Raw genomic sequence first — 13,904 nt, 5'->3', positions numbered from 1 at the left:
GGCCACGTCACCCTCGCACGCCGTCGTCCCGTATCTCCACCGCGGTGTCACTCTCCGCCGCCGTGGCGAGCACTCCCCCGTACGGCGGGCACTCGGGCGGATCAGCTCCGCGCGGGGACCGCCTGCGGGCTGCGCTCGGTCCGGGTGCCCGGCACGGGGGCGGATGCGTCGGCTCCCAGAGCGATGATGCGGTTCCCCGCGTCGACGTGCACGACGCTCGGCACCAGCGCGCGGGCCTCGGCGTCGTCGACCTGGGCATAGCTGATGAGAATGACCAGGTCACCGGGGTGTACGAGGTGGGCCGCAGCGCCGTTGATCCCGATGACACCGGAGCCGCGCTCCCCCTCGATGACGTACGTCTCGAGGCGGGCACCGTTGTCGATGTCCACGATGTGCACGAGCTCGCCGGGCAGCAGATCCGCGGCGTCCATCAGGTCGGCGTCGACCGTCACGGATCCCACGTAGTGCAGGTCGGCCTGGGTCACGGTGGCTCGGTGGATCTTGGACTTGAACATTGTACGCATCACGAGGGCGCTCCGTCCACTAGGCTCCCTGCCTGCGTATTTGCAGGTCAAGGGCGGTGCGTCCAGATTACAACCAGTCGCAGGTTCGGGCAGGGGTCAGCAGGTTTTTCAGTACCAATGCTGACCCAATGCTGACTTTTCTGACGCACCGTCAGTCGCTTCGTGAGGCTTGCGCCGGCCGCCTCACATACTTCGAGGGAGCACACGGTGCAGGCACTCAGCCTCCCGGCCGAGTACGAGCCCCGGGCCCGCTGCAGCAACGTCCGGTGCCGTCATGCGCGCCCGCACGACCTGGCCTCTCGCCCGGTCGACGCCCAGCGCCAGACGCCAAACCGCGCGACGCTAGCCTCGCGCTTTCATGAAGCGCGAGGCTAATAACGTGATCTTGCGTTTGTGATCCCCGGTCGCCCCGGAGGGCAACCGCCAGCACGTCGCCAGCCGGCGCTTCCCAGTGGCGCAGGACGCTGCGATCCTCGGCTGCCCCGGGGGGACGACTGCCACCCCAGCAGGTTTTACAGTCCCCCTGACGCCGTCGAACTGACACCTGTCGAATAGGTCGGAGGCCCCGGCCCTGAGCGAGCCGCTCGGCTTCTCGTAGTCGCGCACACCGAACGTGCCAGGCAGGGGTGTCAGAGCCTTCAGTACATAGTCGTCGGGCAAGGCATGCGAGTTCCCACGAACTCGGGGGATGTTCTTTCTACTGGCACCGGTGGTTCGGGCGGGGGCGGAAGAACCGGGCGGGTCGCTCACCGGCGACCCGCCCGGCTCAGGTTCTACGGCAAACGAACCATGTCCTGGCTGACCGGCTACCGCCGACTCAACCACCGCTACGAGCGGAAACCGGGCAACTACCTGGCCTTTCTCGGACTAGCAGCCGCTCTCTGCTGCTACAAACGGTTCCTCAAACTGACCATGTAGGGCACGGCCTAAGCACCGACGGCCCGGGGATACTTACGCCGCCGCTGACGGCTGGGACTTCTGAGAGGCTCGCACGAGTGACGACCACCCGCTCGGACCCAGCCCACCACCACACCCCTCACCCGTCGTTGGTCCGGTGCACTGGTGCAGCACTCGGGTTTCAGCTTGCGAAACAGCAGTCCCCGCATTTCGTGCCGGTTGGCGTGCGGTAGTAGAGACAACAGCTACGACGGGTGAAGGCCAGGTCCGGCCCGGTCACGTGCCCCGTACCGACAAGTCGCCCCCTACCGAGCAGGTCCGTCACGAGTTCGCCGAGCGCAGCACGCAGTTGTGGGTAGGCCGACAGCAGCACGCCGGCCGAGCCGACCAATGCGGACGCGGCGTTGCCGTCGAGCAGGCGCGGAGCGACCTTGACGCGAAGGCCGGTGCCCAGAGCGTCGAGGTGGTGCATCACCTCGGCGTACAGACTCCCTGTCCTGTCGGACAGCGAGTCGGCGTACCAGCCGGCGGGCTCGGGCAGCCTGAGCTCCGAACTGTCGTCGGCGCGCTGCAACTCGCTCAGGTCCAGCACAATCCCATGGAGCAGCACGCAGGCCAGCACGGGCGACCAGAGACGGGCGGCGTGCCCGAGGTGAGCGATGGAGACTCCGACACGCAGCTCGGTGGTGCGGTATCGGTTGGCAACTGCGGTGGACAGGTCGGCGAAGCCACTGCTGTAGAAGTGGTCCACAGGACGCCAGCCCTCGTCGCAGCGTCCGACACGCAGGGCGAAGAAGCCTCCGATGGCTGCCACATCGTCCAAAGCCGCAGCCACAACCACCCCGGGTGCCCGAACGAGATCCTTCATGGGGACTGCCTCCTTGCGTGACGCCGTCTCGGAGAAGGACACAAGAGGAGTCCTCACTGCACAAGCGGGCTCGACAGATGCATTTCGGTGGGACCGACGTTCCAGGAGACCGCGCGGTGCCGCAGCGGCGGGCAAGCGTACAGGTCGAGCATCTCGGGCTTAGGAGCGACGCCTGGGCCGCCGGCGCGTACCCAGGCCGCTATGTCTTCCGTGGCTCGGGGATCATTGACGAGCCCGAGCCATACCGGCCTGGCACCGGCTGCTCGGCCGGCAGCGGAAGGTTGGACCACGACGACGTTGGCCTGGGCGCAGACGTCGAGGCAGGCGGAGACCCGTACTGGTGCATCCGAGCGCAGACGCGCCGTCTGCGCGGCGTGATCGATTCCCCGCACCTTGGCGGTGCCGCAACAACAATCTCGGCAAACGACGATTCGGCAAGGCACTGGGGTGACCGCTGTCCCCGTCACTACAGCGTCGTCAGACGTTTCTGCATCCGGCTTTTCAGGGACGCTGAACCGCCCTCTCTCCGGGGAGATCCGCCCCGGCGTCCATCGAGGAGGCGACCGCGTGAGTCTCCTGGCTCTCGGGTCAGGGCTCGTCCCATCCTTCCCACCCGTGAGGATGGCGGAACTGCTGGGATCCGCTCGCCGATCACAGTGACGGGACCGCGCCAGATTCTCACCGGCTTCCTCGGACCGCCGTCGCCCTGTCATCGGCCATCCTCGCATGCGCCGGACGCCCGTGGCCGCCGGCCGGGCCTGATGCACCGCTCCGGTGCCTGCGGAAAGCCCGGCGGCCAACGGGTGCTGCCCGGACAGCAGCAGTCCGACCATGACCGTGCCCCACGCCCACAACAGCGCCGAGCAGCCGAATGCCTGGCTCAGCAGGTACCTCCAGGAGGTGCCGGCGGCGGCCATGCACGGCATGACCACCACGGTCGCCCCTCGGTGCGCAGGGCGACACGACAGGCGGAATGCAGGTCAGGCGTCGGCAGCTCGGACCTTCCTGGCCGTCAGGCGCTTTCTATGACAGCATTCCTGGCCCTCTGGGCACCGTCCCCCGGGTGGCAGTGCGCGCATGTCGCAGGAGCGATCAGTGTGTCGTTGGAGGAGCCGGAGACACGGAGGCTCATTCCGGCCAGAGCATCACAACGGCCCGGGCATCGCCTTTGCCATGGACCGAACTGTCCGTCGGTGCTGTTGGCAGACGCGCTGAGAAAAGGGAACACTCCTCAGTGTTACCCGAAGTGCCACCTCGCAGGGCACGCACGCTTGCCCACGCACCAGCCGCATCAGGCCAACCGCCCGTGTGCCCCTGTCGCAGAGCTGCGAGCGCCCCTAGGGTGAGACGCGCAGTCGGTTCGCGCCTCCCGTCCATCCACATGTGCGGTAGCGCGACGCAAGAGGGAACCCGGTGGGAATCCGGGACTGTCCCGCAACGGTGAGTGGGAACGAGAGCCATCGCAGCACCGGGCCCGTGCGAGGTCCGAGAAGGCGACGGCTGACAGATGCCCGCCGGGTTTCCGGTGAGCGCGCCCACGAGTCCGGAGACCTGCCAACTGCGCCCGTGCGTCGCACGGGCTGTGCACGGCGACCTCGAGGACTGGGTTGGCGGTACGGACGGTTGCACGGTGCACCATGGCCGCGTCCTCCTCCCTGGTCGGTGTTCATGGCCCGGGACCAGGAGGAGAACGAGTTGCTGACCAGACGCAGCTACGTCGTCCGTGCCGGGAGTCCGGCCATCCACTGCCGGCGCACCCGGGGCGAGCGGTGCTGACTCTTGCCGGGGAGCCCCGCGAGGACCGAAGCAGGGCGCCCGTCACCGTGTCCGGCGTCTGCCATGGGACTCTGGGTGAGCTGTACCAGGGCCCGTTGCGCGCGGGCACCGCACCGGACATCGCCCTGGTCTCCTTTCCTGTGGACCGTCACTCCTGGGTCCACTTCACGCGGGGTACCGGGCCGTCGGATCTGTCGAGTCTCGGGGAGAAGTCGGCGAGGGCGGCGCGTCTCTTCCTGGACCATTTCGAGCTCACCCTGCCGACGGGCCTCTGGAGCACCCACTCCGACCTTCGGGTGGGTGTGGGAATGGCCAGTTCGACCGCGGACATCGTCGCGACTCTGCGCTGCCTGTTCCGTCTCTTCTCCGTGCCCTACGACGAACAAGTGGTCCTCGGCATTCTCGCTGCGATCGAGCGGGCCGACAGCGTCTTCCTCGACGAGTTCGCCCTCCACTTGAGCGGCAGGCACCGGGTGGTCCGGCGCCTGGGCACCGCGTTCGGCTTCCACACCGCGTTCGTCACGGAACCCGGCACGGTGGACACCGCCGCCGTCACCACCTCGCTGCTGGAGCACTACCGGCGGCGAGGCGAGGAGTACGAGCGGTGTTTGGCCGATCTCCTCAAGGGTTTCGGCTCCGGTGATCCGGCCGCCGTCGCCCGGGCGGCGACGACCAGCGCCGCGTTGTCCCAGGAGGTTCTCCCCAAGGTCCACTTCCATGAGTTGCTCTCCCACCGGGAGCGGTTCGGTGCGGACGGGATCTTCGTCGCTCACACCGGCTGCCTGATCGGATATCTCTTCCCCCGGCGCCTGGGTGCGCACCGCAAGTCCGACCTGTCCGCCTTTTTCCGTTCACTCGGCTACCAGTGCTCATTCGTCCAAGGAGGATACGGATGATCCACCCCCATATCGCCGACGCCCTCAAGGCCCCCGACCTCGTCAGGCTCACCGACACGGTGGTCCTGATCCGCTTCGAGTCGATGAAGATCTACTCCGCGCTGGCGGCCGTCGGTCATCTCCTCGATCGTGGCACGGTCCGCCCCGGACAGACCCTGATCGACAGCTCCAGCGGTATCTACGCCTACGCCCTCGCGTTGGCCTGCCACCGGTACGGCCTGCGATGCCACATCGTGGCGTCCACCACCGTGGACGTCACCACGCTCGCCCAGCTGGAGATTCTCGGCGCCACCGTGGAGCAAGTCAGGCCATCGCGAAATCTCAAGCTCGACCAGGAACTACGGGTACGCAGGGTGAAGGAGATCCTCGCCGAGCATCCCGACACCCACTGGATGCGCCAGTACCACGACGACATCCATTACCTCGGCTATCACGGCGTCGCCGACCGGATAGCGGCGGCCTTCCCCGGCCGGCCGCTGACCGTGGTCGGCGGCGTGGGCTCCGGCGCATCGACCGGCGGCATCGTGGAACACCTGCGAAGGACCGATCCCACGGTCCGACTGGTGGGCGTACAACCGTTCGGCAGCGTCACCTTCGGCAGCCAGGACCACCACGACCCGGAGGCGATCATCGCCGGCATCGGGTCTTCGATCGTCTTCGACAACGTCCGCCATCACCTCTACGACGGCGTGCACTGGATGGACTTCACGCACGCGATGTCCGGCGCGGTCGCTCTCCTGCGTGACCACGCGGTCTTCGCCGGGCTGTCCACCGGAGCCGGATACCTGGCGGCGTCCCACGAGGCGCGCCGCCATCCCGACCGCCTGCACATGGTGATCGGCGCCGACACGGGCCACCGCTACGTGGAGAGGGTCTTCGCCCGGCACAAGGAGTCACTCGACCTCGCGGCCTTGAAACCTGTCGAGGTGCCCGGGCCCGAGGAGATGACCATGCCGTGGTCCACCATGGCATGGCAGCGCACCCCTGCTCCCACGCACAGGAAGGAGCGGGCCGCGTGAGTGTGGTCTGCCTGGAGTCGCTCACCTTCGGACTCCGACATCTGGTACGCGCCGCCGACGCATTCGGCGAACGGTTGCTGCTGCTGACCCGCGATCCGTCGTACTACGCGTACGAGCTCGAGCGGCTCCCTGCCGATGCGCTGGACGTCGTGGATACCGACACCTTCGACACGGACGGGTTGGCGGACCTGCTGCGCGGGACACCCGGTCTGCGAGGTCTCATCAGTTCCACCGACACCTGGACGCTGGTCGGCGCGGAACTCACGGCCCACCTGGGCCTGCCCGGACTCGATCCGGCCGTCCTCCGGCTTGCCCGGGACAAGGCCGCAGTACGCAACCGGCTGCACGAGGCAGGGCTCACGAGCGGGCGAGCGGTGGAGCCGGTCGGTTCCCTCTCAGAGCTCCGGGAGGTGCTGTTGAAGGAGACCGGTCTGCCCGCCGTCGTCAAGGACACCGCCGGCACCGGGAGTCAGAACGTCTGGCTGGTGCGGGATGAACCCGAGCTGGACGCTGCTCTGGCACAAGCGGCGGGGCGGTCACTCATGGGACGGCTGTTCGCCGAACCGTACTTCGGCGGGCCCGTGTACAGCGCGGAGATCCTCTCCTGGGATGGGCGGACACGGCTGCTCGGCGTCTCAAGCCGTCTGATGTCGCCGGAACCCCGGTTCCGCGAGGAGATCACCGCGTTCCCCGTCGGCCTTCCTGCAGGCCAGCACGCCTCGCTGGAGAAATGGCTGGGCGATGTGCTGACCGCCATCGGGTACACGGACCGTTTCGCGCACGTGGAGTTCGTACTCACCGCAGCGGGCCCGGAGGTCGTCGAGGTCAATCCCCGTATCGGAGGCGCACTCGTCGGTGAGGGGATGTGCCGGGCCCTCGGATACAACGTGTACGAGGCAATGATCGAGATGGCGCTCGGCAGGCGCCCCCACCTGATGGACGCGGACCTGCCGGGCGGCCCTGCCGTGGCTTTCGTGCTGAGCTACCCCGACGCCCCAGGGATGTTGACCGGGGTCAGCGGGCTCGACCGCCTGACGGGACTGCCTGGGGCACCGGCGTGGTATCCGGTCAAGCGGGTGGGCGACCCCGTCGAACATCTGGCGGACAGCCGTGGGTACGCGGGCATCGTCTACGCGGAGGCCGAGACGGCCGAGCTCGCCACGCACCGGGCGGTGGCCGCGGCCAACACCGTACGGGTGCACACCGAGCCTTTCACCGACCGGCCGGCAGGGACTGCCTCCGGTGGGTGAGCGCACGGAGCGCGGGCCGGGTACGCGTACCGGGCTGTCACCGCTCGACGGTCCGCAGCGCTTCCTGCTGCTCAGCTCGTTCCTGATCCCGCTCGGCAGCTTCATGGTCCTGCCGTTCATGTCGGTCTTCCTCCACGAACGGCTCGGTATGGGGCTCGGCACGGTCGGTGTCGTACTCGCCGTGGCATCCTTGGTCCAGTTCTCCGGCGGGATCGCCGGAGGGGCGCTGGCAGACCGGATCGGGCTGCGGCGCACCATGCTCTGGGCATTGATCGTCCGTACCGCCGGATTCGTCGGCCTGCTGCTGGCTCTGCGCTGGCCGCCACTCGCCGTCGGAGCGCTCATCCTGACGTGCTGCGGCGCCGCGCTGTACCTTCCGGCCAACAAGGCATACCTGATTCACGGAGTGGAGGACGAACGGCGCCCGGCATATCTTTCGGCGGGAAACGCGGCGCTGAACGCCGGCATGGCGATGGGCCCGCTGATCGCCGGGCCGTTCGTACTCTCCTCGCCCGGCAGCCTGTTCGTAGCGGTGACGGCACTCTTCGTCCTGGTGACAGCAGGCCATGCGCGGCTGCCATCGACGACCAGTGAGCGGCCGGCCTCCCCCGGGGCGTCTCGCCAGGGTCTGCTGGCGGGCGTGGCGCTCCTGCCGTTCGCCGCCAACGCGATGGCGTTCTACCTCTACTTCCACTTCCAGCACTTCCTGGCGGTGTACGCCGTCGAGCGCGCCTCCAGCACGTTCTACAGCGTGGTGCTGCTGGTGTGCTTCACGCTGGTGATCGTCGTACAGCCCTTGGCCTCGGGGCTGATCCGGCGCATGCCGTACGGTCTGGCTCTCGCAGTCGGCTTTGCCGGCCTGGCTGCCGGCCTGGTCGTGCTGTCGATCGGCACCCGCCCCTCACTCCTGGCAGGCGGTGCGCTGATCACTCTGGGCGACATCGTGCTGTTCCTGAAGAACGACCTGGAGGCGCTGCACCGCAGCCCACGCTCCGACGCCGTGATCTTCGGCCAGCAGCGCCTGGCGGCCGGTCTGGGCGCCTGCGCCAGCGGGGTGCTGGGCGGGCAGCTCTACAGCGTCGGTGAACAGGCCGGCGACACAGGGGTGTTCTGGCTCCTTGCCGCCGCACAGTGTCTGCTGCTTCCTCCACTTCTTCTGATGCTGCGCCGCCGCGCGGCACGTCCCGCACAGCTATCTCGAAGGAGCACTGTCGCGCCATGACACGTACCGGCGGATTCCAGGACGATGACTTCTGGACCGAGTTCCACGACTTCCTGTTCACCGGACAACGCCACACCCAGGCCGAAGAACTGCTGGACAGTTCACCGCTGTTGTCCTTCCGGCCAGGGGCACGGGTGCTGGACCTGTGCTGCGGCCCCGGGGTTTTCGCTGTTCCCCTCGCCGACCGCGGCTACGACGTGACCGGGGTGGACACGAGCCCGGCCATGCTGGAGCGCGCACGCAAGTACTCGGCCGACGCGGGGGCACCCGTCACGTACGTACAGGCCGACGCGCGAACGTACGAGCCATCGGGTGGCTTCGACGTCGCCCTTAACATGTTCACCTCATTCGGGTACTTCGAGGACCCTGCCGACAACACCCGGGTACTCAGGAACATGCACAAGTGCCTGGTGCCCGGCGGGACCCTCGTACTCGACCTCGCGGGAAAGGAGTTGCTGGCGCGCAGGGTCACCCCGCCCAAGGTCGTACAGCGGGGGGACGACCTTCTCGTGCAGACCGACACGGTGCTGGACGACTGGGCGAGACTGCGCAGCGACTGGGTGCTCGTTCGAGGGGACCGCGTGACGCGTGCCACTCTGGTTTGGTTCGTCTACAGCGCCGTGGAGCTGCGCCGGATGGCCGAGGACACCGGGTTCAGCCGCGTGGAGATCTTCGGGGGCTTCGACGGCCGCCCCTACGACCATGACGCGGAGCGACTGATCCTGCGGGCGACCCGGGAAGGGTGACACGGGGTGGGGTGCGGGGTCTCCCCACCGCACCCCCTTACGGCTGGGCCTCCGCAGAACGTAGTATCGCCAGGTCATCGCCGCGACGGGAGACAGGAAGCCGGTGAGATTCCGGCACGGTCCCGCCACTGTGACTGGAGAGTCACCCTTCCGCATACCACCGCGCGCCGCGCGGAAGGCAGGAGGAGAGCTACTCCAGGAGTCAGGACACTGACCCGTCGCGGGCCCGATCCGAGGAGCGCGGACTCCCCAGGAGGCTCTACGTGTACAACGCCATATCCGATTCCCCGCAGTTCCCCTTCCTTGGGAGACCACTTGCCCTGCGGGTCACCGCAGCGGTGTCCGTGTTGGCGGCAGTCCTGCTGACCGCGGCCTGCGGCTCGTCCGGCGAGACCCAGCGCAATCACAAGGCTTCGGGGGCACCGCACCAGGGCTTTCCCGTCACCATCGACAACTGCGGGGTGAGGACGACGTACGACGCACCGCCGAGGCGGGTGGTCACCATCCATCAGCACCCGGCGGAGCTCATGCTCGCCCTCGGTCTGAAGAACCGCATGGTCGGCACCGCGTTCCCCGACTCGGTGGTTCTGCCTGAGCTGCGGAAGGACTTCGAGGCCGTGCCGGAACTGGCGGAGAGGGAACCGTCGTTCGAGACCGTCCTGGACGCCGAGCCCGATCTCGTCTACGGCGGCTACGGCAGTGCCTTCGACGAGAAGGAAGGCCGCTCCCGCAAGGCGTTCACCGACGCTGGTATCGACACCTACCTCAACCGCGAGTACTGCGGGAAGAAGCAGGTGACCATGAGGGACACCTATGACGAAATCCGCACCATCGGCAAGATCTTCGGAGTCTCCGACCGTGCCGAAAAGTTGGTGTCCACGCTCAGGGACGAGGTGGACGAGGCCGCCTCCGCTGTCGAAAGTGAGCCAGAGGTAACTGTCTTCGTCTACGACAGTGGCGACAAGACCGCGTTCACCGCGGGCGGCAAGAGTCTGGGAACCGAACTGATCCGGCTGGCCGGCGGCAGGAACGTGTTCGCGGACCTCGATGGCGTCTTCGGTGACGTCTCCTGGGAGCAGGTCGTGGACCGCAAGCCGGAAGTCATAGCCATCTACGACTACGCGGGTGCCGGAAGCGTCGAGCAGAAGAAGAAGTTCCTTCTCGCCCAGTCGGCGCTCGCCGACGTACCCGCGGTGAAGAACGAACGGTTCGTCGTGCTGCCGCTCACCGCCACCTTGGTAGGCATTCGCTCGGCCTATGCGGTCGGCGACCTGGCGGGCGGCCTGCACCCCGACGCCCTCCGGTGACGCCGTCCGCCGCACACTCCCCCACCGGCCCGGCCGTGCGACATCCGCCTCAGCAGACGAAGCGGCCGGCCCCGAAGGCCCTCGCAGTCGCCCTGTTGGTCCTCGCCGTCCTCCTGCTCGCGTCGCTCACCGCGGGTCTCGCGATCGGCTCCGTGCACGTGCCGCCCGGCCAGGTGTGGGGCATCGTGGCGCACGCAGTAGACGCGGAGTGGTCGGAGCCCACGTGGTCGCGAGCCCGGGAGACCATCGTCCTCGACGTACGCGCCCCCCGTGTGCTGCTCGGCGCCGTGACCGGGGCCGGACTCGCCGTGGTGGGGACCGCCATGCAAGCCCTGATCCGCAATCCACTCGCAGAGCCGTACCTCCTGGGAGTCTCCTCCGGGGCGTCGCTCGGCGCCGTCACGGTGATCGTGTTCGGGGTGACCTGGTTCGGTCCGGTCTCCTTGTCGGTCGCCGCATTCGCAGGCGCATTGGGAGCGCTGTTCCTCGTCTACGCCACAGCGCGCACCGGTGGCCGGATCACCTCCGTGCGACTTGTGCTCTCCGGGGTGGCCATCGCGGCCGTGTTCACCGCGCTCCTGGACCTGCTGCTCCTCACCACCGACCGCGGTAACGAGGCGCGTGCGGTGCTGGCCTGGACACTCGGCGGCCTGGGCGGAGTGAACTGGGGCACCCTGTGCCTCCCCAGCACGGCCCTGCTGCTCGGCGTCGCCGTCCTTCTGGCGCACGCCCGCAATCTGAACCTGCTCCTCGCGGGCGAGGAGGCTGCCGCCACCATGGGACTGGATGTGGCACGGTTCCGGGCCCGCATGTTCATTCTTCTGTCCCTCGTCACCGGGGTTCTGGTTGCGGCCGCCGGCCCGATCGGCTTCGTCGGCCTGATGATGCCCCACATCGTGCGACTGTTCGTCGGCGGCGACCACCGCCGCGTCCTGCCGACAGCCGCGCTCAGTGGCGCGGTCTTCCTCGTCTGGGCCGACATCGCCGCGCGCACCGTCGCCGCGCCGATGGAGATCCCGGTCGGCGTGCTCACCGCTCTGTGCGGAGGGCCGTTCTTCCTCTGGCTGATGCGCCGTGACGCACGCCGGAGCAATGGGGAGGGAGTTGCATGACCGCGACCGAGCTGGTCATCCACGGCGTGACACTCACTGCAGGAGCACAGCGCCTGGTGCAGGACGTCACGCTGACCGCTCACCCGGGTGAGGTCGTCGGCCTCGTCGGCCCCAACGGCAGCGGGAAGTCCAGCCTCCTGCGCGCCGTCTATCGCGTCCTGCGCCCCGTCGAGGGCCACGTCACCCTGGACGGCGCCGACGCCTGGTCCCTGCCCGTACGGCAACTGGCCCGGACCGTGGCAGCCGTGGTCCAGGAATCGAGCGCCGACTTCGACCTGTTGGTACGCGAAGTAGTCGCCATGGGCCGCACACCTCACAAACGACTGCTCGCCGGCGACACCGCCGAGGACGCTCTGCTGATCGAGGAGGCACTCACTACGGCCGGGGTCTCAGGGTTGGCGGACCGCCCCTTCGACCGGCTCTCCGGCGGTGAACGACAACGCGTTCTCATCGCCCGCGCCCTCGCCCAGCAACCCTCACTCCTGGTGCTCGACGAACCGACCAACCACCTCGATGTCCGCCACCAACTCGACGTCCTCAGCGCACTGCGCCGGCTGTCGGCCACCGTGCTGGTGGCGCTGCACGACCTCAACCTCGCGGCCTACTACTGCGACCGCCTCTACGTCCTGTGCAACGGCGAGGTCACAGCGTCGGGCCCGCCGGCCGAGGTCCTCACGCCCCGCCTGCTGGCCGATGTGTACGGAGTCCGGAGCGAGGTCGCCGTCCACCCCCGCACCGGCGCCCCGCACGTGACCTTCATTCCGGAGGAGGCCGGGCCTGGTGGCGACCGAGTTGTCCACGCACCTGTTGAGCGGGCGTAGCGACCTGGTTTCTTCATTGTCTTTACCGACCGTGCAGGCGATCGATCAAAAGTGGATCTTGAGCGATGAATGATCTTAGTACTGCAACGGTCTTTGTTCTGACGGGTGGATGATTTCTGGTGGTGTGTGGCCGCGTCGTTTGTAGTGGCTGATACGGGCTTGGTGTTGGCGTTGGCGGCGCCAGTGTGACCAGTGCAGGACGCGGTCGACGAGGGTGGCGCGAGGTTGGGCGAGGCGGGTGGTCAGCCGTCGGATTTCGGGGAGAGTAAGGGCGATGAGCTGGAAGGATCCGTTTCTGCCTTCCCGTGTCCAGTGCACGGGCCCGCAGGACGGCCAGGCAGGCATGGGCGGCCATGGCGAGGGTGATGTGACGGTGCCAGCCGGGATAGCGCCGGACCTGATAGTCGTCCAGGCCGCACTCCTGCTTCGCACTCTGGAAGCACTCCTCGACGGCCCGCCTGCTGCCGGCGACGCGGATCAGTTCATCGAGTGTCGTGTCGGCGGGGCAGTAGGCGATGTAGTAGGAGATCTCCTGCGGCCGGCTCACACTGCGACGGGCGATCACCCAGTGCCGGGTCCGGGCGGCGCCAAGGACGGACCTCCACCCTCGCCCAGTCGTAAACCCGGGGCCCATGGGCACCGTTGCCGCAGGAACGGCGTTTCCACTTCTGCCGGGACAGGCCGGGAAACAGGTCGTGGACAGGGTGGTCCATGGCCCAACGGGTGACGACGGTGTCGTGGCGGGTGGTGGCCATGACGTGGAAGACATCAGCCTGCTCGAGCTCGGTCCGCCAGCCCTTGGAGAAGCCGTAGGCAGCATCCGCGGTGACCCACCGGAACGGGATCTTCTGAGCAGTCGCGCGTCGGACCATCGCCTTCGCGGTGACCACTTTCGTCTCGAAGGCGATGTCGTCGCTGACACCGGCGGCCCGGCAGCGTTCGCGGTCATCGGTCCATGAGGTGGGCAGATACAGGCGCCGGTCGATCAGGGTGCGTCCACGGGCGCCGGCATAGGCAGGGAAGACACCGACCTGGCAGTTTTCCGTACGTCCGGCGGTTCCCGAATATTGCCGTTGAACCCCGGCCGAGCGGACACCCTTCTTCAAGAAGCCGGTGTCGTCCACGATCAGGACCGCGTCCGGGTCGCCGAGATGCTCCACGACGTAATCACGGAGGTCGTCGAGGACCTCCTCAGCGTCCCAGTCGCACCGGTTCAGCAGCCGGTGCATCCGATCAGGAGCCGCGTGACCGGCCTCTTCGGCCAGCGTCCAGCCGTTCTTCCGCTCCAACGGAGCGATCAGTCCCCGCATATACGCCAACGCCGACTCCGGCGGCTCCGACCGCGCAAACCGGTGCACGAACCGCTCATGCAACTCGCCCAGACCCGCCGCCCACGCCCTGACATCATCAAGTTCCCCGCCCATGGACAGACCAACGACAGCCCTGGCCACCAGTCACGCCAAACG

The 13,904-nt window shown here is 67.9% G+C and carries 11 protein-coding genes, 2 pseudogenes and 3 riboswitches; of the genes and pseudogenes, 9 read left to right on the top strand and 4 right to left on the bottom strand.

Annotation, left to right across the window (positions count from 1 at the left end; all coding sequences use genetic code 11):
• Window positions 1-101: 101 nt before the first annotated feature.
• The gene (gene panD, locus ACF1FZ_RS27145) at window positions 102-527 is read right to left on the bottom strand and encodes an aspartate 1-decarboxylase (RefSeq protein ID WP_391776012.1); all 426 of its coding nucleotides are present in this window, start codon (window positions 525-527) and stop codon (window positions 102-104) included.
• Window positions 528-1,301: 774 nt separating this feature from the next.
• Here panD and ACF1FZ_RS27140 point away from each other — a divergent pair.
• Window positions 1,302-1,442, top strand: a pseudogene (locus tag ACF1FZ_RS27140) (IS5/IS1182 family transposase); the annotation flags it as partial.
• A 160-nt stretch (window positions 1,443-1,602) separates the two neighbouring features.
• Here ACF1FZ_RS27140 and ACF1FZ_RS27135 read toward each other — a convergent pair.
• On the bottom strand, window positions 1,603-2,289 hold the full coding sequence (locus ACF1FZ_RS27135; RefSeq protein ID WP_391776011.1) for a (2Fe-2S)-binding protein: 687 nt from the start codon (window positions 2,287-2,289) through the stop codon (window positions 1,603-1,605).
• 53 nt (window positions 2,290-2,342) lie between these two features.
• The gene (locus ACF1FZ_RS27130) at window positions 2,343-2,756 is read right to left on the bottom strand and encodes a (2Fe-2S) ferredoxin domain-containing protein (protein ID WP_391776010.1); all 414 of its coding nucleotides are present in this window, start codon (window positions 2,754-2,756) and stop codon (window positions 2,343-2,345) included.
• Window positions 2,757-2,858: 102 nt separating this feature from the next.
• Window positions 2,859-2,981: riboswitch (cobalamin riboswitch) on the bottom strand.
• 647 nt (window positions 2,982-3,628) lie between these two features.
• A riboswitch (cobalamin riboswitch) is annotated at window positions 3,629-3,863 on the top strand.
• A gap of 195 nt (window positions 3,864-4,058) precedes the next feature.
• On the opposite strand from ACF1FZ_RS27130, the gene ACF1FZ_RS27125 reads away from it, so the two are divergent.
• The 8 genes from ACF1FZ_RS27125 (at window position 4,059) to ACF1FZ_RS27090 (ending at window position 12,438) form a co-directional block, all read left to right on the top strand.
• A complete protein-coding gene (locus ACF1FZ_RS27125; protein WP_391776009.1) occupies window positions 4,059-4,961 on the top strand; it encodes a hypothetical protein in 903 nt (300 codons plus the stop codon).
• Window positions 4,958-5,980, top strand: coding sequence for a cysteine synthase family protein (locus ACF1FZ_RS27120; protein ID WP_391776008.1), 1,023 nt, complete (start codon window positions 4,958-4,960; stop codon window positions 5,978-5,980). Before ACF1FZ_RS27125 ends, ACF1FZ_RS27120 begins: the two co-directional genes overlap by 4 nt.
• On the top strand, window positions 5,977-7,230 hold the full coding sequence (locus ACF1FZ_RS27115) for an ATP-grasp domain-containing protein (protein ID WP_391776007.1): 1,254 nt from the start codon (window positions 5,977-5,979) through the stop codon (window positions 7,228-7,230). Before ACF1FZ_RS27120 ends, ACF1FZ_RS27115 begins: the two co-directional genes overlap by 4 nt.
• Window positions 7,223-8,452, top strand: a complete 1,230-nt coding sequence (locus ACF1FZ_RS27110; RefSeq protein ID WP_391776006.1) for an MFS transporter — start codon at window positions 7,223-7,225, stop codon at window positions 8,450-8,452. Before ACF1FZ_RS27115 ends, ACF1FZ_RS27110 begins: the two co-directional genes overlap by 8 nt.
• Window positions 8,449-9,198 carry a class I SAM-dependent methyltransferase gene (locus tag ACF1FZ_RS27105; protein WP_391776005.1) on the top strand — a complete coding sequence of 250 codons (750 nt, stop codon included), beginning with the start codon at window positions 8,449-8,451 and terminating at the stop codon, window positions 9,196-9,198. Before ACF1FZ_RS27110 ends, ACF1FZ_RS27105 begins: the two co-directional genes overlap by 4 nt.
• 54 nt (window positions 9,199-9,252) lie before the next feature.
• Window positions 9,253-9,432, top strand: a riboswitch (cobalamin riboswitch).
• Between the two features lie 29 nt (window positions 9,433-9,461).
• Window positions 9,462-10,505, top strand: a complete 1,044-nt coding sequence (locus ACF1FZ_RS27100) for an ABC transporter substrate-binding protein (protein ID WP_391776004.1) — start codon at window positions 9,462-9,464, stop codon at window positions 10,503-10,505.
• A 35-nt stretch (window positions 10,506-10,540) separates the two neighbouring features.
• Window positions 10,541-11,617 (top strand): FecCD family ABC transporter permease, encoded by a 1,077-nt coding sequence (locus tag ACF1FZ_RS27095; protein ID WP_391776003.1) that lies wholly within the window; start codon window positions 10,541-10,543, stop codon window positions 11,615-11,617.
• Window positions 11,614-12,438: an ABC transporter ATP-binding protein gene (locus ACF1FZ_RS27090; protein ID WP_391776002.1), complete on the top strand. Its 825-nt coding sequence runs from the start codon at window positions 11,614-11,616 to the stop codon at window positions 12,436-12,438. The genes ACF1FZ_RS27095 and ACF1FZ_RS27090 overlap by 4 nt, the downstream gene beginning before the upstream one ends.
• Window positions 12,439-12,680: 242 nt before the next feature.
• On the opposite strand, the pseudogene ACF1FZ_RS27085 reads toward ACF1FZ_RS27090, so the two are convergent.
• Window positions 12,681-13,862, bottom strand: a pseudogene (locus ACF1FZ_RS27085) (IS701 family transposase).
• Between the last annotated feature and the right edge of the window lie 42 nt (window positions 13,863-13,904).

Origin of the sequence: Streptomyces sp. NPDC014623 (assembly GCF_043088245.1) — a bacterium.
GTDB lineage: Bacteria > Actinomycetota > Actinomycetes > Streptomycetales > Streptomycetaceae > Streptomyces.
Note: the sequence above shows the minus strand (reverse complement) of the source record. Positions and strands in the feature narration are given on the sequence as shown.

Excerpts from the sequence above, each read along its gene's own strand:
- ACF1FZ_RS27120 (WP_391776008.1), top strand. The coding sequence starts at position 4,958 with ATGATCCACCCCCATATCGCCGACGCCCTCAAGGCCCCCGACCTCGTC.
- ACF1FZ_RS27135 (WP_391776011.1), bottom strand. The coding sequence starts at position 2,289 with ATGAAGGATCTCGTTCGGGCACCCGGGGTGGTTGTGGCTGCGGCTTTG.
- ACF1FZ_RS27090 (WP_391776002.1), top strand. The coding sequence starts at position 11,614 with ATGACCGCGACCGAGCTGGTCATCCACGGCGTGACACTCACTGCAGGA.
- ACF1FZ_RS27105 (WP_391776005.1), top strand. The coding sequence starts at position 8,449 with ATGACACGTACCGGCGGATTCCAGGACGATGACTTCTGGACCGAGTTC.